The 18,812-nt window shown below is 51.4% G+C and carries 17 protein-coding genes; 11 read left to right on the top strand and 6 right to left on the bottom strand.

Annotated elements, in window-relative coordinates; all coding sequences use genetic code 11:
- Window positions 1–2 precede the first annotated feature (2 nt).
- The 3 genes from ACX9GT_RS24670 to ACX9GT_RS24660 form a co-directional block, all read right to left on the bottom strand.
- Window positions 3–665 carry a fimbria/pilus periplasmic chaperone gene (locus ACX9GT_RS24670; RefSeq protein WP_473189144.1) on the bottom strand — a complete coding sequence of 221 codons (663 nt, stop codon included), beginning with the start codon at window positions 663–665 and terminating at the stop codon, window positions 3–5.
- A 96-nt stretch (window positions 666–761) separates the two neighbouring features.
- Entirely contained in the window at window positions 762–1,307 is a 546-nt protein-coding gene (locus ACX9GT_RS24665) for a fimbrial protein (protein WP_473189141.1), read from the bottom strand.
- Between the two features lie 117 nt (window positions 1,308–1,424).
- Window positions 1,425–1,808: a winged helix-turn-helix domain-containing protein gene (locus tag ACX9GT_RS24660; protein WP_473189143.1), complete on the bottom strand. Its 384-nt coding sequence runs from the start codon at window positions 1,806–1,808 to the stop codon at window positions 1,425–1,427.
- 1,553 nt (window positions 1,809–3,361) lie between these two features.
- On the opposite strand from ACX9GT_RS24660, the gene ACX9GT_RS24655 reads away from it, so the two are divergent.
- The 4 genes from ACX9GT_RS24655 (at window position 3,362) to ACX9GT_RS24640 (ending at window position 6,426) form a co-directional block, all read left to right on the top strand.
- Window positions 3,362–3,742: a winged helix-turn-helix domain-containing protein gene (locus ACX9GT_RS24655; RefSeq protein WP_473189142.1), complete on the top strand. Its 381-nt coding sequence runs from the start codon at window positions 3,362–3,364 to the stop codon at window positions 3,740–3,742.
- A gap of 119 nt (window positions 3,743–3,861) precedes the next feature.
- Window positions 3,862–4,407, top strand: coding sequence for a fimbrial protein (locus ACX9GT_RS24650; protein WP_473189141.1), 546 nt, complete (start codon window positions 3,862–3,864; stop codon window positions 4,405–4,407).
- Between the two features lie 96 nt (window positions 4,408–4,503).
- A complete protein-coding gene (locus ACX9GT_RS24645) occupies window positions 4,504–5,166 on the top strand; it encodes a fimbria/pilus periplasmic chaperone (RefSeq protein ID WP_473189140.1) in 663 nt (220 codons plus the stop codon).
- Window positions 5,167–5,232: 66 nt separating this feature from the next.
- A complete protein-coding gene (locus ACX9GT_RS24640) occupies window positions 5,233–6,426 on the top strand; it encodes a fimbrial protein (protein ID WP_473189139.1) in 1,194 nt (397 codons plus the stop codon).
- A gap of 96 nt (window positions 6,427–6,522) precedes the next feature.
- Here the strand turns inward: ACX9GT_RS24640 and ACX9GT_RS24635 are convergent, their stop codons facing one another.
- Entirely contained in the window at window positions 6,523–6,918 is a 396-nt protein-coding gene (locus ACX9GT_RS24635) for a (R)-mandelonitrile lyase (protein ID WP_473189138.1), read from the bottom strand.
- A 129-nt stretch (window positions 6,919–7,047) separates the two neighbouring features.
- On the opposite strand from ACX9GT_RS24635, the gene ACX9GT_RS24630 reads away from it, so the two are divergent.
- Entirely contained in the window at window positions 7,048–7,941 is an 894-nt protein-coding gene (locus ACX9GT_RS24630; RefSeq protein WP_473189137.1) for a LysR family transcriptional regulator, read from the top strand.
- A 41-nt stretch (window positions 7,942–7,982) separates the two neighbouring features.
- Here ACX9GT_RS24630 and ACX9GT_RS24625 read toward each other — a convergent pair whose 3' ends face one another.
- A complete protein-coding gene (locus tag ACX9GT_RS24625; protein WP_473189136.1) occupies window positions 7,983–9,038 on the bottom strand; it encodes an NAD(P)-dependent alcohol dehydrogenase in 1,056 nt (351 codons plus the stop codon).
- Window positions 9,039–9,301: 263 nt separating this feature from the next.
- Here ACX9GT_RS24625 and ACX9GT_RS24620 point away from each other — a divergent pair, with 263 nt between their 5' ends.
- On the top strand, window positions 9,302–9,925 hold the full coding sequence (locus tag ACX9GT_RS24620; RefSeq protein ID WP_473189135.1) for a histidine phosphatase family protein: 624 nt from the start codon (window positions 9,302–9,304) through the stop codon (window positions 9,923–9,925).
- Window positions 9,926–10,086: 161 nt separating this feature from the next.
- Entirely contained in the window at window positions 10,087–10,323 is a 237-nt protein-coding gene (locus tag ACX9GT_RS24615) for a DUF4282 domain-containing protein (protein ID WP_473189134.1), read from the top strand.
- 173 nt (window positions 10,324–10,496) lie between these two features.
- On the opposite strand, the gene ACX9GT_RS24610 is transcribed toward ACX9GT_RS24615, so the two are convergent.
- Entirely contained in the window at window positions 10,497–11,246 is a 750-nt protein-coding gene (locus ACX9GT_RS24610; protein WP_473189133.1) for an NAD-dependent epimerase/dehydratase family protein, read from the bottom strand.
- Between the two features lie 616 nt (window positions 11,247–11,862).
- On the opposite strand from ACX9GT_RS24610, the gene bglF reads away from it, so the two are divergent.
- The 4 genes from bglF (at window position 11,863) to eptB (ending at window position 18,757) form a co-directional block, all read left to right on the top strand.
- Entirely contained in the window at window positions 11,863–13,734 is a 1,872-nt protein-coding gene (gene bglF, locus ACX9GT_RS24605; protein ID WP_473189132.1) for a PTS beta-glucoside transporter subunit IIABC, read from the top strand.
- A gap of 22 nt (window positions 13,735–13,756) precedes the next feature.
- The gene (locus tag ACX9GT_RS24600; RefSeq protein ID WP_473189131.1) at window positions 13,757–15,157 is read left to right on the top strand and encodes a glycoside hydrolase family 1 protein; all 1,401 of its coding nucleotides are present in this window, start codon (window positions 13,757–13,759) and stop codon (window positions 15,155–15,157) included.
- A gap of 203 nt (window positions 15,158–15,360) precedes the next feature.
- Window positions 15,361–16,755 (top strand): carbohydrate porin, encoded by a 1,395-nt coding sequence (locus tag ACX9GT_RS24595; RefSeq protein WP_473189130.1) that lies wholly within the window; start codon window positions 15,361–15,363, stop codon window positions 16,753–16,755.
- 307 nt (window positions 16,756–17,062) lie between these two features.
- A complete protein-coding gene (gene eptB, locus ACX9GT_RS24590; protein ID WP_473189129.1) occupies window positions 17,063–18,757 on the top strand; it encodes a kdo(2)-lipid A phosphoethanolamine 7''-transferase in 1,695 nt (564 codons plus the stop codon).
- Window positions 18,758–18,812: the final 55 nt, after the last annotated feature.

The raw sequence follows: 18,812 nt of genomic DNA, 5'->3' as shown, positions 1-18,812 counted from the left end.
ATTTATTTCACGACAGCATCGAAGGTATTTACTGCACCATAGTCATTAACAAAGGTGCCGGTTATCTGATTGCCAGCCTTGCCGGGCAGGGCAAAGGTCAGGGTCGAGTGTGGGGCGATCATGTCGCCTTCAATTTCTTTCCCGTTCACTTTCAGGCTGACGAAAGACACGTAAAACGGCGTCGGGTTTGAGGCCTGCACGCTGTTGTCTTTGGCGCGCCAGGTCACGGTTTTCGCGGCATCATCGGCATTGCCTGCCAACCCTGCCGGGCGATAGAACAGCTTGATACGCGAGCGAAAAGCCACCTGCAGCAGGTTCTCATCGGCCTTGGCCTGTTTCTTCGCGGGCACTTCCAGCACGTTCAGCCAGAATATCGACTCCTTGTCCTTCGGCAGTGCGCCGCCGGTATAGCTGATGCGCAGGGTCTGGCCTTTGCCCTGTTCCACACGGTTCATCGGTGGTGTCAGCACAAACGGCACCTGAATAGAGGCAGGCTTGGCCGTGGTATCCCCGGTATCAATCCAGCTCTGAATAAGGACAGGCGACGGGCCCGCGTTGGTGAGTTTGACGCTGACCTCTTTGGCATCAGACGGATAAATCACCCGGGTTCCGGTAATGACCACACTGGCCAGACTCTGGGCACTGAACAATGCAACAGCAGCCATGCTGAGTGCTTGCAACCTGTAACACGAGAGGAACGACATAAAAAGCTCCTGGCAAACCGGTAAAATGGGAGGAGAAAAGTCTCCTCCCCGGCGCTCTTATTTGTACTGAATGGAGTAAACCACGTTGCTGACGACCGTACCGGCCGTGGTCTGGCCATCGGCATAGTATTCAACGGCGTACGGCAGAGTGGCGCTACCGGTGGCAACACTGATATAGGCGGTATTGGTTCTCTGGTTGCTGTTACCCACCTGAATCGGAGTCTGAGACGCGGTAGAAGCGTCACGCAGTTGCAGGCTGACCTTGGTGGCATTGCCGCTCATGTTTTTCAGGTGGCCGGTTGCCTGGTCAACGGAAGCCCCTTCTTCGAAGTAGGCGGAAGCGGTTTTCAGGGTGCCTGAACATTCGGTCAGCGCCATGGCAAAACCGGTACGGCCAGCCGTCTGGGTGGCCTCCGTCAACTGGTTGGTTCCGATGGTAGGCAGGATCACGGTGGCATCAGCCGCCTGGCCGTCGACAATCACGTTACAGGTTGTCGCCGTCAGTTCACCTTTGAAGGTGATCGTGCCGGTAGAGGCCGCCTGAGCCATACCGACAGAACCCAATACCACAGTCAGGGAGGCAGCGATTGCTAACTTTTTCATATATATTCCTATTACTCACTAGTTTTGTTAAGCCATTTTAATAATGATTAAAACAGCAGGGTGACATCCATATTTTATGGATACATTCATATTCACATGTGGATAACACAATGATGCTTATTGGTAATACAATGGCGTCACCACATGGTTATTTACGGCATAGCCAACACCTTTTACGTTGACAATAAAGCTTTCTGGCAAGCCAATTAAGCTGAGCTTCGCTCTTAATTCTTTAATCGCCTGCCACAGGCGTTGGCTGGAGGAAGAAATATTGTTCTTCTCCCATATGTTTTCGAGCAGATCTTCTTTTGATAATGCTTTATTTTTGCCATGGTGTATCAATAAAAAGACCAACAAATCAATTGCGGTGCCATTTAATGTTACTGTGCAGAACAGCGTTGTTTTTTCCGTTTTCTCGGTATAAATACGGACAAGTCTGCGGTTGGCAATGTCAAGCTGAATATCATTATCAATAAGGAACCCGTAAAGACTACGCTCCATATAATTTCTCAAGATATAGGCAGGGCAAGCTCTTGTGAAAAATTACCACTCCATTGATGCTCTATTATAGAATCAGATTGATCTGAATCAACCCGGCTCACTGGCTAAGGGAGCGAGGGCGGCATCAAATGGGTGTGGTTTTTATCACTTAACTTCAAACATAAATCAGCATATTTAACTGGTTTTTTGTTCTTTAATAGCCTGTGGTGTTGATATTTAAATATAAAACATTAAGTAGTTTTAAATTCTTTTTTTCTCATCAAAACAAGTAAAAAATCTATTCAATATTAGGATGAGGCTTATGACACCGGTTTGCTTTGTGCATACTGCCTCTATCTCCATCTTGTCCTCCACCTTGTCTTTCTGTTGAGATAAATGCTAGGAAAAAACTTAGGCATAGTCTAATGAACTCTTCTTATTTCTTTTTAATAAAATCAATTCACCAACCACAAACCGCTCCTTTGGGAGCAAAAATAGAAAGTCGTCTCAGAAAATATTTTAATAGAATCATATGTTTTTTTGCTGCTTGTTTTTATTAAGATTTCTTGAACCCTGGGGTGTAGGCAAGAGGACTATTTAAATAGTCAATGCCTTGTTTATTGGTTTGTGAGGCGTATTTTTATCCATTAGGAAGTGGGGGTTGTTCTTACCGTCTGGCGAATACATCAAAACATCATGAACTGAGCCACTTTTATTTTAGATCTGATGCCGTTTGGTCATTTTTCTGGAATAACCGGTTGAGCTGTTCTTTTTTACTGGGGTGGGAACGATCCATATTGATATGAATGAACTCAGAGGGGTATCGCACAGAGCAATATGCGCGCAACAAACGGGTTCTCTCCCTTGGTATCGACATGGGAGAGCGTTTTCTGGTGGTGGAATGCTGAAAGCAGGGTTTTTTTAATGATGCAGAGAGAAAAATGGCGTCGTGGTACAAGGTGTTATGCCGGTCTGATGAACACTCCCCTATTTAAACCGGCTGCCTGTTCATTTCTGATAAACCCAAAAATCTTAATAAAGATAAATTATAATAAAAACAGGGGATTAATTTTTTTTCTGTGTGATTTTTTCTCTTGAATGATGTGTGGTTATGCCGGAAGTTCTGCTAGGTACCGTTGTTTTATTAAAAAGAAATAAGAAGAGTTCATTAGACTATGCCTAAGTTTTTTCCTAGCATTTATCTCAACAGCAAAACAGGGTGGAGGACAAGATGGAGATAGAGGCAGTATGCACAAAGCAAACCGGTGTCATAAGCCTCATCCTAATATTGAATAGATTTTTTACTTGTTTTGATGGAAAAAACAGAATTTAAAACTACCCAAGGTTTTTTAATGAAATATGAACGTTGTGGACTATAAAGAAACAAAAATCCAGGTAAATATGCTGATTTATGTTTGAAGTTAAGTGATAAAAACCATGCCAATTTGATGCCGCCCTCGCTCCCTTAGCCAGTGAGCCGGGTTGATTCAGATCAATCTGATTCTATAATAGAGCTTCAAATGGAGTGGTAATTTTTCACAAGAGCTTGTCCTGCCTATATCTTGAGAAATTATATGGAGAATAATCTTTACGGGTTCCTTATTGATAATGATATTCAGCTTGATATTGCCAACCGCAGACTTGTCCGCATCTATACCGAGAAAACGGAAAAAACAATGCTGTTTTGCGCAGTAATGCTAAATGATATCACCATGGATCTGTTGATCTATTTATTGAATCAGCACGGTAAGAATAAAACATTATCAAAAGAAGAGCTGCTCGAAAACATATGGGAGAAGAACAATATTTCTTCCTCCAGTCAACGCCTATGGCAGGCGATTAAAGAATTAAGAGTGAAACTCAACGTAGTCGGTCTGCCAGATGACTTTATTGTGAATGTAAAGGGAGTCGGTTACTCCTCAAATGGCCATGTGGTAACACCTTTGTTTTATTAAAAATTCCATCCCATTATCAAGGCGATAATATAAAGCGACTCGTGGGAAATGGATGTCACCCTGCTGTTTTAATCATTATTAAAATGGCTTAACAAAACTAGTGAGTAATAGGAATATATATGAAAAAGTTAGCAATCGCTGCCTCCCTGACTGTGGTATTGGGTTCTGTCGGTATGGCTCAGGCGGCCTCTACCGGCACGATCACCTTCAAAGGTGAACTGACGGCGACAACCTGTAACGTGATTGTCGACGGCCAGGCGGCTGATGCCACCGTGATCCTGCCTACCATCGGAACCAACCAGTTGACGGAGGCCACCCAGACGGCTGGCCGTACCGGTTTTGCCATGGCGCTGACCGAATGTTCAGGCACCCTGAAAACCGCTTCCGCCTACTTCGAAGAAGGGGCTTCCGTTGACCAGGCAACCGGCCACCTGAAAAACATGAGCGGCAATGCCACCAAGGTCAGCCTGCAACTGCGTGACGCTTCTACCGCGTCTCAGACTCCGATTCAGGTGGGTAACAGCAACCAGAGAACCAATACCGCCTATATCAGTGTTGCCACCGGTAGCGCCACTCTGCCGTACGCCGTTGAATACTATGCCGATGGCCAGACCACGGCCGGTACGGTCGTCAGCAACGTGGTTTACTCCATTCAGTACAAATAAGAGCGCCGGGGAGGAGACTTTTCTCCTCCCATTTTACCGGTTTGCCAGGAGCTTTTTATGTCGTTCCTCTCGTGTTACAGGTTGCAAGCACTCAGCATGGCTGCTGTTGCATTGTTCAGTGCCCAGAGTCTGGCCAGTGTGGTCATTACCGGAACCCGGGTGATTTATCCGTCTGATGCCAAAGAGGTCAGCGTCAAACTCACCAACGCGGGCCCGTCGCCTGTCCTTATTCAGAGCTGGATTGATACCGGGGATACCACGGCCAAGCCTGCCTCTATTCAGGTGCCGTTTGTGCTGACACCACCGATGAACCGTGTGGAACAGGGCAAAGGCCAGACCCTGCGCATCAGCTATACCGGCGGCGCACTGCCGAAGGACAAGGAGTCGATATTCTGGCTGAACGTGCTGGAAGTGCCCGCGAAGAAACAGGCCAAGGCCGATGAGAACCTGCTGCAGGTGGCTTTTCGCTCGCGTATCAAGCTGTTCTATCGCCCGGCAGGGTTGGCAGGCAATGCCGATGATGCCGCGAAAACCGTGACCTGGCGCGCCAAAGACAACAGCGTGCAGGCCTCAAACCCGACGCCGTTTTACGTGTCTTTCGTCAGCCTGAAAGTGAACGGGAAAGAAATTGAAGGCGACATGATCGCCCCACACTCGACCCTGACCTTTGCCCTGCCCGGTAAGGCTGGCAATCAGATAACCGGCACCTTTGTTAATGACTATGGTGCAGTAAATACCTTCGATGCTCTTATTAAGTAATGTTCAGATTAAAATTTTACTTTTTAGTAACACCAACATGAATAGCCAAACAGAGGGCAATAACTCATGAAATTATCAATAAATAAAATTCTGGGCCTTTTGGGTGGGCTATTGCTGAGTGTTATCAGTTCCAGTAGCTGGGCCAATGTGGCGTGTTCGATAGCTGCTAGCTCAACGCAAACTGAAGCCGTGCCGTTGAACCCAGCGGCGATTTCTGCCGGGGCCGATATTCCCGTGGGGACGATTCTCTATCAGGGAACCTGGGTGATGAAAATGATCCCGATGACGTGCAACTGGGCACAAGCCGATGTGGGTAAATCATTCTGGTACAACAGTACAACGGTGGTTACCAATACGCCATTCCCCCTCAGCAATTTGACGACCGGCCCATTTGCTGGTGCAGTCTATCAGACCAATATTCCGGGCATCGGTGTGGTCATTTCACGCGCCTCTAATAGCAGCCCAATAACAACAACCAGGCTTATTGCTGCTGATATGGAGACCGTCATTAAGCAAGTGAATGGGGAGCTTGGTGGGGTCTATAATATTGCGGGTTCAACACGCTATGTATCATTAATTAAAACCGGACCTATCACACCGGGTAACTATACGCTCAGCGGTGCAAACCTCCCGAGTATCAAGACCACTCTTGACCCCGCGTTGAATAGCCATACTGGCTCGGCAACGGTAACCGGGTTCCCGTTTGCTTTTTATAATATCAGTTTTCAAGGTAATCTGACGGTATCAACCCAAACCTGTACAACGCCAGATGTTGCTGTTGCCATGGGGAAGTATAATATCAATACGGATTTTAACGGGATAAATACGAGCCCGCCTTGGGTAGATGCCTCAATTTCCCTGACCAATTGCCCGACATTCTACGGTTTCTATAATAATACCAATACGACGTTGTTAATGAATTACGGTACTGGAGCGAGTAACGTAACCACCTCACTCAATAATAGCATTGGCGTGCAATTAACCCCGGCAACCACGGTAACTGATTCTGGCAATGGGATAATGGCGATCGATTCAACGGTATCTGGCGCTGCATCAGGGGTGGGGATCCAGATCGGTTGGGGAAGGAGCGACCAAACGCCGACCTTGTTTAACTTTGCAACGGAATATCCGATGACTCTGCCGAAAGACGGCAGCCCGACCATACGTATTCCATTAGCTGCCCGCTATATTCAAACGGCGGCAAATATCACTCCGGGGCAAGCGAATGGCAAAATCGTGTTTCTGATTAACTATTATTGAAGACATTACCGCACTAACCCAATGAGCCGGGCAAGCGTTGATGTTGACCTTCAACGTTTGCTCGGTTTTTAAACATCAATAGCTAGGGTAAAGCGATTAACCCAGATACTGGGCATCGCTGACGGGTTCCATCCACTCCACCGGGCTGCCGTTGAGGGATTCGGCGATCGCGATGTGGGTCATGCTTGAATCGGCTGCGGCACCGTGCCAATGCTTCACGTTTTCCGGGATCCAGACGATATCACCGGGTCTGATCTCTTCGGCTTCTTTTCCCCATTCCTGTACCAGACCATGGCCTGCGATCACCAGCAGCGTTTGCCCCAGTGGATGCGTATGCCAGACGGTGCGGGCGCGGGGTGCGAAGGTTACGGTTGCGCCGCCAACCCGTGCCGGTTCGCTGGCCTGGAAGGGGGAGGCAATGTTCACTTTACCGGTGAACCAACTTTCTGGGCCTTCGACGGTGGGTTGAGCATCGCTACGGATAATCTTCATGGGTTCTTCCTCTGAATTGAGTGCTGTAAGGAAACGGCGTACCGTTGGTTCTGGTTTAACAGGGTACTGCGCAGACTGTGGAGCGACTAGAGAGCAAAATGCGCAAGAACCTATGAGAAGGGCTCACTAATGTTGAGAGAAAATGTCCACGATCTGATCTCTTTTTCCGTGGTTGCCACAGAAAAAAGCTTCACCCGCGCCGCCGCCAAGCTGGGTGTGTCTCAATCGGCCCTCAGCCATGCGATTCGTGGTCTGGAAGAGCGCTTGAAGATCCGCTTGCTGACGCGCACCACCCGCAGCGTGGCCCCCACCGAAGCCGGAGAGCAACTGCTTAGCCGCATTGCGCCGCTGCTGGAGAATATCGAAGATGAGCTGATCGCGTTAACCGAGATGAATGATAAGCCAGCAGGAACTATCCGTATCACCGCCGCCGAGCATTCAGCCCAGACGGTGCTGTGGCCTGCGCTTGAGCGTTTCTTGCCTGGTTATCCTGATATCAAGGTGGAGGTCACCATCGATTATGGCCTTAAGGATATTGTCTCCGAACGTTACGATGCGGGGATCCGTCTGGGGGAACAGGTGGCGCAGGATATGGTGGCGGTACGCATTGGCCCGGATATGCGCATGGCAGTGGTCGCAACGCCCGGTTATCTTGCCGGAAAAATGCCTCCCGTTACGCCGCATGATCTGCAACAGCACCGTTGCATCAACCTGCGGCTACCAACATTGGGGGGCATCTATGCTTGGGAATTTGAGAAAGATGGTCGTCCGTTACGAGTGCGGGTAGACGGCCAGTTGATCCTGAACTCCAACTCGCAAATCATGAAGGCGCTGTTGGCCGGGTTCGGGATGGCCTTTGTGCCGGAAGATACGGTGCTGGATGAGCTGCGAAGCGGCAAGCTGGTGCGGTTTCTCGAGGACTGGTGCGCGCCGTTCCCCGGTTACTATCTCTACTACCCGAGCCGTCGACAGCATACTTCGGCCTTCGCCCTGTTGATTGAAGCACTGCGTTACCACGGATAGTCACCCAACCCTTCATTCTGCGTGAAGGGCTGGGCTGCACATCACGCTTGCAGCGAAGCCATGTCGATCACGAAGCGGTATTTGACGTCGCTTTTCAGCATGCGCTGATAGGCTTGATTGATATTTTGTATATCAATCAGTTCCACATCGGAAGTAATGCCGTGTTGGCCACAGAAATCCAGCATTTCCTGCGTCTCGGCAATGCCGCCAATCACCGAACCGGCAACGGATTTGCGGCCCATAACCAACGGAGCGCTGTTGAGCACCGGATCCAGATCCCCCAGATAGCCCACCAGAACCAGCGTGCCATCCAGCGCCAATGTCGGTATGTAGGGCTTCAGGTCATGCACATAGGGGATCGTATCGATGATCAGATCGAATTGGCCTTTTACGCTGGCCATCTGGGCGTCATCGCTGGAAAGCACTACATGATGAGCGCCTAAACGGCGTGCATCCTGTTCTTTGCCCGGCGAACGGGTAAACAGGGTGACTTCTGCCCCCAGAGCATGGGCCAGCTTCAGCGCCATATGGCCTAAACCCCCTAAGCCCACCACGGCAACTTTGCTGCCGGGGCCAACCTGCCAATGTCGCAGCGGCGACCAGGTGGTGATCCCGGCACACAGCAGCGGTGCTGCACTTTTTAAATCGAGCCCCGACGGCATTTTCAGGACGAACTTGTCGGAGACCACGATTTTCTCTGAATAGCCGCCGTAGGTTGGCATCTGGTCATGCCGATCAGTATTGTTGTAGGTCAGGGTTGGACCTTCTTCACAATATTGTTCCAACCCCTGTTCACAGGCGCTGCAATGCTGGCAGGAATCCACCATGCAGCCAACGCCCACATAGTCCCCTGGCTTGAAGCGTGAAACTCCAGCACCAACACCGATCACCTGGCCAATAATCTCGTGGCCTGGCACCAGTGGGTAGGTCGCTCTGCCCCAATCATTCTGCACATGATGCAGGTCAGAGTGGCAAACGCCACAGTAGAGAATTTGAACCACAACATCGTTGGCCCGTGGATCAAGGCGAATAAAGCGATGTGGAACCAGCGCTTCTTTTGCTGCCATGGCAGCGTAACCTAGTACATTCATCGACATGTTGATGCCTCTTCGGATCGGTGTGCGCAGACAACGCGCAGGGTTTGACGTTAATGAGCCAAGGTTAACAGCGGGTCGCCCGTGGGAATAGCCAGGGTAATCAGCATGAGCTTATGAGTTGAACTCATAAGCGGCGATGGGCCTGTATGGCGTAAGGGGGCACGTTATAACCAGAAAACGTTGCGGAGTTGTCTGATTAAAGGGGGTAGCTTCTGGCGATGGTCTATAGTTAACCCTCAGGACGGCGGGCCGAGAGGGAAGATATGCGCTTTATCGTTATCAGGCATGCAGAATCAGAATGGAACCGGGAAGGGATCATCCAGGGTCAGCTCGATAGCCCGGTGACGCCACATGGGCACCGGCAGATCGCGGCGTTAATGGCCGCGCTGAAAGAGACTCCCTTTACCCAATTTTTCAGCTCGCCTTCGGGGCGGGCGATGGCCACCGCACAGGCGCTGGCGGCACACTGCCAGTGCGAGGTCAGCAGTGATGCGCGATTGTATGAGCAGCATTTTGGTTGCCTGCAGGGCCAGCCCTATCATCAGGCAATGCGTAATCACCCCGATACCTTTGCGCGTATTTTTGCCGGTGAACCTACGGCCGCAGCTCCGCAAGGCGAATCGGCAATGGACGTTGCCCAGCGTATGGTCGCTTTCTTTCTGGCGTTTCCGCCTTCCCAGCGCGGTACCTTTGGTGTTGTGACGCATGGGCATGCATTGCAGGCGTTGATTTGGCAACTGAAGGGCAGTGATTGGATGGAAGATATCAGCAAATACGGCCACCCCAGCTGTGGCTATTCCGTGATTGAAGTGAGTCATGGGCGGCTGCAATTGCAAAGCTGGGGAGTGGCGACGCATTTGCGATCGTTGCATCCGGCACCGATTTGATGACCTCAACACCGTGTGTCAAAAGACGCTTTTCCTTTAATCGATGAGTTTACTCTTTGTAAAACTCAGAAAAGATTATTAATATTTGGTCGCTGCTTGTGGCAGTGAGAGGCACGTTTGCCTCTCTTGGGATCTTGAATATTAACGAGGGAAAACACACTGTGAAAAATATTTTCTTTTTTGAGGCGATGTTGACGCCGAAAATCATCACTTTTGTCTACTGGCTCTGCTTGGTGAGCGTTGTCATTGGTGGTGTTGGGCTGATGGTTTATGGCGAATTTTTCCGTGGCCTGCTGGGCTTGGTCATCGGCGGTGTGTTCACCCGCGTATGCTTTGAAATGATCATTATTGCGTTTAAAAATAATGAGTACCTGCGCAAAATTGCCGAAAAACCGTAATATCGTACGTCATCAGCGCCGGGAATAGCCCGGCGTTGGCGTTATTTCTTCTCGCCCGCCTTGGCTTTTATCAATTATCCATTGGGTATCATTGCGGTTATTACGAATAATACGGCTGTAAATCATCATCAACGGATGTTGCGTGCCGGGTTCACCTCTTTACCTGAGTGAATTTAGGTAAAACCGTGCAGGGCAAACGCATCATCTTTGGGATGGTAGCCGAGCAGGTGCGTGGTTTCCTCCAGCGATAGCCTTTTGTAGTGATTGTTGGAAATGCCATGCACCACGGCATGCTGTACATCTGCCACCCGAATGCAGCGATCAAGCAGATTGGCGGCATCCCGATGGCTGAGAAACGCGCTCATGTCGCGGGCGCTGATACGTTGGTGGGTTGCCAGCGTCGTTAAGTTGGCAATCCGCACCGACAGTGCCGAAAGCCCCTCCTGATGGGCAAAATAGGCGGCAATACCTTCCCCAAAGGCCTTACTGAGGCCGTACAGATTCTTTGGCTTCGGCGCATCTGCCGGGCGTACCTGATAATCCAGCGGATAACCCTCAACAACCTGTGCGCAGCTGGCGAAGACTACGCGCTTGCAGCCCGCATCTTTTGCCGCCCGGAAAATATTGAATGTGCCAAGAATATTGTTTCTCATCAGTGAGGTACAGAAATCCGCATTGGGCGAAGGATCGGCTGCCAGATGTAAAACGGTATCGATATTGGTACAGGCGGTGCGACAGGCCTGGATATCGGTGATGTCAAACACCAGCGCTTCATCATCGGGGCGCATATTGGTCAGCAAAGCCTGTTCTTTTTCTGCCAGCCGAAAAAGATAACGGTCGGCAGCCGATTGCCTGAAAGCCATTGCAACCCGGCCGCCTGCGCCGGTAATTAAAATCCGCCCAATCTTTGTACGTAAAGCCATGGTCACGGCTGTCCCTAAAACAAATACGCAGGGCATCATTAATAATACTGCTGAATATTTTTGTCCAGAATTTAATTAATTTTTCTGATGTATCATGCCGGGAATGCAAGACTTTTCCCATAGATTATTTGCGGAAATAGACTGTTATTTAAGAGTTTTCTTGTTGAAAGACATCGTGGCGTGATAAAGGGAGTTGACGGTAAAAAAACGGATCAAAACTAATACCATGTTATACAGGTGCTTTTCTCTTTTTTGACGAAGTGAAATATTCAAGTTAAATGTATACTTACTATGAATTACATCAGTACATTTAATTAGAAATATTAATGATTTTTTTGCATGTGACGTCATGCGCCGTTTTGCATCCTGGATCACAGTTCGGCAACTTTGTGGCGGAAAGTCTTGCTGCATTGAAAAACGGAATGTTACCGTCATAGCTCAGCCGATTTAGGGTTGTCACTGTTTCGGCAGGCAAAACCTAAACCTCACGCTTCTGTATTCCCAGTTGGGATCAGAGGCAGTGAGGTTTAGGTTTTTTTTTGCGCTGAATTCCACCATGGCGATTGGCCCTCGCCGTGGAGGCGAATCGGCAGAGCTGAGTGTTAAGGATACCTTTATGAAATATCAGGAATTAGCCAGTGAGATCTTGGCCGGCGTCGGTGGCCGCGACAATGTGAAAAGCCTGGTGCATTGCGCCACCCGCTTGCGGTTTAAACTGCGCGATGGCAGCCAGGCGGGTGCTGAAACATTGAAGAAAAACCCAGGCATTATCATGGTGGTGGAAAGCGGCGGCCAGTTTCAGGTGGTGGTCGGTAACCATGTAGCGGAAGTCTATCAGGCAGTGAATAGCTTGGCCGGATTCGGTGATGAGGCTCCGGCCAAAGACGATGATGGCAAAAAAGAGAACCTGCTCAGCCGGTTGATCGACGTTATTTCCGGCATTTTCACGCCACTGCTCGGCGTGATGGCGGCTTCGGGGATCCTGAAAGGTTTCCTGGCGCTGAGCCTGGCCTGCGGCTGGCTGCTGGAGGGCAGTGGCACCTACAAACTGCTGTTTGCGGCCAGCGACGCACTGTTCTACTTCTTCCCGATCATGCTGGGTTATACCGCGGGTAAAAAGTTCGGCGGCAATGTCTTTGTGACCATGGCGATTGGCGGCGCACTGACCCACCCCTTGATGATGGCGGCGTTCGAGGCGGCACGGCAGCCGGGCGCGCAGGCGGAGCATTTTCTCGGCATTCCCATCACCTTTATTAACTACAGCTCGTCGGTGATCCCGATTATTTTTGCGGCTTGGGTTTCCTGCCGCCTGGAGCCGCTGTTTAACCGGGTGATCCACAGTGCGCTGCGTAACTTTGTCACGCCGCTGCTGTGCCTGGTGGTGACCGTTCCGCTGACTTTCCTGCTGATTGGCCCGGCCGCGACCTGGTTAAGCCACCTGCTGGCTCATGGCTATCAAACTATTTATGCCTTCAACCCGTTGATTGCCGGTGCCTTTATGGGGGCCATGTGGCAGGTTTGCGTGATCTTCGGTCTGCACTGGGGGCTGGTGCCGTTAATGCTTAACAACCTGAGCGTGCTGGGGCGTGACACCATGTCGCCACTGCTGCTGCCTGCGGTGATGGGGCAGGTGGGGGCCACGCTGGGCGTGATGCTGCGCACTCGCGACGCCAAACTGCGCGTCATGGCGGGATCTGCCGTCAGCGCCGGTATCTTCGGGATCACCGAACCGGCGGTTTACGGGGTCACGCTGCCGAATAAACGCCCGTTTATCTTCGGCTGTATCGGCGGTGCGCTGGGTGGGGCGGTGATCGGTTACTTCCACAGTGCGGTCTACTCGTTTGGTTTGGTGAGCATCTTCACCTTTGCCCAGATCATCCCGGCTGGAGGTTTTGATGCCACGGTGTGGGGCGCGATCGTCGGCACGCTGGTGTCGTTTCTGTTTGCCGCGATTGCCAGTTACCTGTTTGGCCTCGCGCCACCCGCCGAAGAAACTCCAGCGGCGGGGCCATTGGCTGAGACGCCACTTAACCGTAAGCAATTCGTCAGCAGCCCGATTGCCGGAGACATCATCCCATTAGAACAGGTTAATGACGCCACCTTCGCCAGTGGTCTGCTGGGCAAAGGGGTAGCGATCAAGCCGCATCTGGGGCGGGTAGTGGCACCGGTTAACGGCCATGTGGTGTCGCTGTTCAAGACCAAGCACGCTATTGGCATTGAATCGGACGAGGGGGCCGAACTGTTAATCCATGTCGGTATTGATACCGTCAAACTCGATGGCTTGCATTTCACCGTGCACATCAAAGAGGGCGATCGCGTGATGCAGGGCGATCTGCTGATCGAGTTCGATCAGGCCGCCATTCACGCCGCCGGCTTTGACACCACGACGCCGATCATTATCAGCAACAGCGATGACTACGTTGACGTGCTGACCAGCGGACACAGCCCGGTGCAGGAACAGGCATCGTTGCTGACTTTATTACGTTAATCAGGATCATTGAGGAGAGACAATGAGTAGCAAATTTCCAGAACACTTTCTGTGGGGCGGCGCGGTCGCGGCAAATCAGGTGGAAGGCGCGTATCTGACGGACGGTAAAGGCCTTTCAACCTCGGATCTGCAACCACAGGGGATTTTCGGTGCGCTGACGCCGCGCGTGGCGGGCGACAGCGGTATTAAGGACGTGGCGATCGATTTCTATCATCGTTATCCGCAGGATATCGCGCTGTTTGCCGAAATGGGCTTTAAGTGCCTGCGTACCTCTATTGCCTGGGCGCGCATCTTCCCACAGGGTGATGAGGAAGTGCCGAACGAAGCCGGGCTGGCGTTTTACGATCGGCTGTTTGATGAGATGGCGAAATACGGCATTCAGCCGCTGATCACCCTGTCTCACTACGAAATGCCGTATGGCCTGACGCAAAAATATGGCGGCTGGGCCAGCCGTAAAACCATCGGTTTCTTCGAACGTTATGCTCGCACGGTGTTTGAGCGCTATAAACATAAGGTGAAATATTGGCTGACGTTCAATGAGATCAATATGTCGCTGCACGCGCCGTTCACCGGCGTCGGCTTGCCTGAATACAGCAGCAAAAGTGAGATTTATCAGGCGATTAACCATCAACTGGTCGCCAGTGCCAAAGCGGTCAAAGCCTGCCATGAGATTGTACCGGGCGGGCAAATCGGCAATATGCTGCTGGGCGGTATCCTCTATCCGCTGACCTGCAAACCGGAAGACCTGCTGGAAACCCAGCGCCAGAACCGCGACTGGCTGTTCTTTGGCGACGTGCAGGCGCGTGGTGCCTATCCGGCCTACATGCAGCGGTTCTTCCGCGAAAACGGTATCCAGGTGGAGATCACCAGCGAAGATAAACAGGCGCTGCGTGAAACCATCGACTTTATCTCCTTCAGCTATTACATGAGCGGCTGTGTGACCACCGACGAGGAACAGAACAACACCGCGCGTGCCAATATCCTCAATATGGTGCCTAACCCGCATCTGGCCAGTTCAGAATGGGGTTGGCAGATTGACCCCGTTGGCCTGCGCTACTTGCTCAACGTGCTGTATGACCGTTATCAGAAACCGCTGTTTATCGTCGAAAACGGGTTGGGGGCCAAAGATCGTCTCGAAGCCGACGGCAGTATCAACGACGATTACCGCATCAACTATCTTAACGATCACCTGGTGCAGGTGGGTGAGGCGATCGACGACGGGGTTGAGGTGATGGGCTACACCAGTTGGGGGCCGATCGACTTGGTGAGCGCCTCGAAGGCCGAAATGTCGAAACGTTACGGCTTTATTTATGTCGATCGTGACGACGCCGGTAACGGCAGCCTGGAGCGCCACCGGAAAAAAAGTTTCTACTGGTATCGTGATGTGATCCGCAGCAATGGCAGCAGCCTGAAAGCCAAGTAATCATCGCTAAATTCCCTCTCTCCCGGTGGGAGAGGGAACATCATATTGAGCATCGTGCGCTTAAGCGCGATGTGAATCCATAGGGCGAGTTATTCAATAAATAACGAAAACATCTTGTTGTTCATTATGGGTTATTTGTACCCAGGGAATGCTGTTGCCCGCAGTCAGTACCTGGGAATATTAGCATACGGAGAAAGTTAATAATGAAATATTCGATACCTCAGGCGCTGACTCTGGCAACGCTATTGCTGGCCGGTGGCAGTGTGCAGGCAGAGGCACTGCAAAGCAGCCAAGACGTTGAGGCGTCAACCCCGCAGTGGCAGGGGATTGTACTGGGCTTTGAACCGCCACAGGCGGGGCTGTTGGGAGAGATGCTGGGGATCAGACCCATTCTGGAAGATCATGGGTTCCATTATAATCTTGGCTATCTCAGCCAGATTTCCTATAACGCCGGTGGGGGTTACAACCACGATAAACAGGCGTCGTATATCGATCAGTTTGCGCTGACGTTCAGCCAGGATCTGGAGCAATGGAGCGGTATTCCCGACGCGGCGATCGAAGGCAATATCGTCAACCGTAACCACGATAACAACCTGACGCGCGATCGCCTGCAAGACCCACGGGTTAATCCGACCGATCTGTCACAGGAAAGCTACGGCGGGCAGTCCATCACCCGGCTTGGCTGGCTGACTTTCAGCCGCAGCTTTATGGATCGTAAGCTGCATTGGCGCATTGGCCTGATGAACAAGGTGCAGGATTTCGATCAAATCATTCCCTGTGATTTCCAGACGCTGTCGCTGTGTGGCGGTAAATCGGCCAATTCACTCACTTGGTACAACTGGAACGTCCATTATTGGGGCACCAGCTTACAGTACAAACTCACCGATGAACTGACGCTTAAAACCGGGATCCTCGAGCAGAACCCGCAGGCACCGAGCCGCAGCCACGCCTGGAGCTGGTCCACCAAAGGCAGTAAAGGGATGCTGTTACCGGTTGAACTGGAACTGAAGACCCAGGCTGTCAATCAGTTGCCTGGGGTGTATAACCTTGGCGTGCTGTACACCAACGCCGATCAGCAGGATTTGTACCGGGGCGTTTCCGGCGGGCCAGGAGCCAGCGATCCGGGTGGCTACCGCAGCTATAATCAAACCTGGTTTATGTACACCGGTTTCAACCAGCAGGTGACGCGCCACCAAGGCGACGCCAACCGTGGCCTGAGCCTGTTTTACAGCATGAGCCTGGCCGATCAGCGTTCCAACTATATGCACTATGCGCTTGCCACCGGGATCCGCTACCGCGGCCTGTTTGATGCGCGCCCTGATGACTGGCTGGGGCTGGGGGTATCGCGGGTGAAATTGAGCGATCGTTATCAGGACAACCAGCGCTACCTGAACCAGCTCAACAACGCCACCGATTATCAGGATCCGAACTATCATCCGGTTCCGGGCCATTCGGTAACGGCAGAGCTGTATTATCGCTTCAAAGCCACACCGTGGATGGAGTTGCAGCCGGGCCTGCAATACTGGCATCGTCCTGGCGGCGTGAGTGAAACCCAGGATGCGTGGGTGACGGCGCTGAAAACCGTGGTGACCTTCTAGTGGGGCGTGGCGTGACGCCGGAAGTATGTCCGTTTTCTTATGTTACTCGCGGTCATATCGGCGTTACCCATAACATTAAGTAATGTTTTCTGCCAATATCCGGTAAAAGTTGGGGCTTCGGCCCCGCTTATTATGCCTATTTCCCCACCAATTCCTGCCACAAAAAGCGGAATAGAATGCTTATTGCGTGATAATTATCTTAATTATATCGGATAAAGCCGAACTTATTGCCTAGCAGTTGAACCTGCAACTGCATCGACTGTCTGAGGGAGCCATAACAAGTCAAGCCTCGGAGCTTCTGTGTTACATGAATAAGGTTAACTCTTTGTCTCAGCAGAACTTATCGTTATTGCTGGCGATCTATATTGGCATTTTTTTGAACATTTCCGTTTTCTACCGCCGTTTTGATTCTTTTGCGCACGGCATTCAGGGGATTAAGGTCATTGCAGCGGTGACCGAAGTGGCTGCCATTGTGCTGTTCACCTTCTTTATCATGCGGCTGATGTCGCTCGGTGGGCGGCTGTTCTACCGCATTATCGCCTCGCTGCTGGTGCTGATCTCCGTGGCGGCCAGCTATTACATGACGTTCTTCAACGTGGTGATTGGCTACGGGATTATCGTTTCGGTAATGACCACCGATATCGATCTTTCCAAAGAGCTGATTGGGCTGCACTTTGTGCTGTGGATGGTGGTGGTCAGCGCTTTGCCGCTGCTGTGTATCTGGACGAACAACTTGCGGAACACGCTGATTGAGCAACTGAAAACCCCTGGGCACCGCACGAAACCGCTGCTGGTGCTGCTGGCGGTGGTGGCTCTGGTGTGGCTGCCGTTGCGTACGCTGGATAAGCAGCAAAACGCGCAGGAAAAAATCACCAATATCGACCTGCCCAGCTACGGCGGCGTGGTAGCGCACTCTTATCTGCCTTCCAACTGGCTGTCGGCGCTTGGGCTGTTTGCCTATACCCGTTACGATGAAAGCCAGGATGAAGCCACGATGTTTGATCCGGGCAAAACCTTCACTTATCTGCCACCGGCCGGGATCGATGAGACCTACGTGGTGTTTATTATCGGCGAAACCACCCGCTGGGATCATATGGGGCTGCTGGGCTATGACCGTGATACCACGCCGAAATTGTCTCAGGAAAAAAACCTGGTGGCATTTCGTGGTGAATCCTGTGATACCGCCACCAAGCTGTCACTGCGTTGTATGTTTGTGCGCGAAGGGGGAGCCTTGGATAACCCGCAGCGAACCCTGAAAGAGCAGAATGTGTTTGCCGTACTGAAAGCCTTGGGTTTCACCTCTGAACTGTTCGCCATGCAAAGTGAAGTGTGGTTCTACAACAATACCAACGTGGATAATTACTCTTTCCGCGAAATGATCGCCTCTGAGAAGCGTAACGATGGCAAGTCGGTTGACGATATGCTGCTGGTGGACGAGATGAAAGAGTCGCTGGCGCGTTATCCGGATGGTAAGCATCTGGTGATTCTGCATACCAAAGGGTCACATTATCTCTATTCGCAGCGTTATCCTCGCAGCTTCGCACGTTATCAGCCGGAGTGTATGGGGGTGGATGAATTCTGTTCCAAAGAGCGGCTGATCAACGCTTATGACAACTCGGTGCTGTATACCGATACCTTTATCAGCAGTGTGATCGATCAGGTGCGCGACAAGAAAGCCATCGTGTTTTATGCCGCCGATCACGGCGAGTCGATCGGTGAGAACTCTCACTTGCACGGCACGCCGCGTGAAATGGCCCCGTCAGAGCAGTTTCGCGTGCCGATGATGGTTTGGGCATCCGATCAATTCCTGACCGAACCGCAGCATCAAAGGGCGTTCGAGCAGTTGCAGGCGCAGCAACGTATTGGCAAAACACATCGTCACGTCGAATTGTTTGACTCCATTCTTGGCTGCCTCGGCTACACCTCACCAAACGGCGGCATTGCGGATAAAAACAACTGGTGCCATGTGCCACGCAGCGAACCGGTGAATAACGTGCTGTAATCTGTTTACCAGAGCTTGGCTGGCTGATGCTTTTGCCACCAGTTGGGCAGTACGA

It is taken from the genome of Serratia sp. YWN4, assembly GCF_055790845.1.
This window is presented reverse-complemented; position numbering and strand designations above follow the sequence as displayed.

Bases quoted from the DNA above. Each gene is read 5' to 3' on its own strand.
- ACX9GT_RS24665 (WP_473189141.1), bottom strand. From the start codon at position 1,307: ATGAAAAAGTTAGCAATCGCTGCCTCCCTGACTGTGGTATTGGGTTCT.
- ACX9GT_RS24600 (WP_473189131.1), top strand. From the start codon at position 13,757: ATGAGTAGCAAATTTCCAGAACACTTTCTGTGGGGCGGCGCGGTCGCG.
- ACX9GT_RS24660 (WP_473189143.1), bottom strand. From the start codon at position 1,808: ATGGAGCGTAGTCTTTACGGGTTCCTTATTGATAATGATATTCAGCTT.
- ACX9GT_RS24640 (WP_473189139.1), top strand. From the start codon at position 5,233: ATGAAATTATCAATAAATAAAATTCTGGGCCTTTTGGGTGGGCTATTG.
- ACX9GT_RS24625 (WP_473189136.1), bottom strand. From the start codon at position 9,038: ATGTCGATGAATGTACTAGGTTACGCTGCCATGGCAGCAAAAGAAGCG.
- ACX9GT_RS24650 (WP_473189141.1), top strand. From the start codon at position 3,862: ATGAAAAAGTTAGCAATCGCTGCCTCCCTGACTGTGGTATTGGGTTCT.
- ACX9GT_RS24635 (WP_473189138.1), bottom strand. From the start codon at position 6,918: ATGAAGATTATCCGTAGCGATGCTCAACCCACCGTCGAAGGCCCAGAA.
- ACX9GT_RS24595 (WP_473189130.1), top strand. From the start codon at position 15,361: ATGAAATATTCGATACCTCAGGCGCTGACTCTGGCAACGCTATTGCTG.
- ACX9GT_RS24670 (WP_473189144.1), bottom strand. From the start codon at position 665: ATGGCTGCTGTTGCATTGTTCAGTGCCCAGAGTCTGGCCAGTGTGGTC.
- ACX9GT_RS24655 (WP_473189142.1), top strand. From the start codon at position 3,362: ATGGAGAATAATCTTTACGGGTTCCTTATTGATAATGATATTCAGCTT.
- bglF (WP_473189132.1), top strand. From the start codon at position 11,863: ATGAAATATCAGGAATTAGCCAGTGAGATCTTGGCCGGCGTCGGTGGC.
- ACX9GT_RS24645 (WP_473189140.1), top strand. From the start codon at position 4,504: ATGGCTGCTGTTGCATTGTTCAGTGCCCAGAGTCTGGCCAGTGTGGTC.
- ACX9GT_RS24620 (WP_473189135.1), top strand. From the start codon at position 9,302: ATGCGCTTTATCGTTATCAGGCATGCAGAATCAGAATGGAACCGGGAA.
- ACX9GT_RS24630 (WP_473189137.1), top strand. From the start codon at position 7,048: ATGTTGAGAGAAAATGTCCACGATCTGATCTCTTTTTCCGTGGTTGCC.
- eptB (WP_473189129.1), top strand. From the start codon at position 17,063: ATGAATAAGGTTAACTCTTTGTCTCAGCAGAACTTATCGTTATTGCTG.
- ACX9GT_RS24610 (WP_473189133.1), bottom strand. From the start codon at position 11,246: ATGGCTTTACGTACAAAGATTGGGCGGATTTTAATTACCGGCGCAGGC.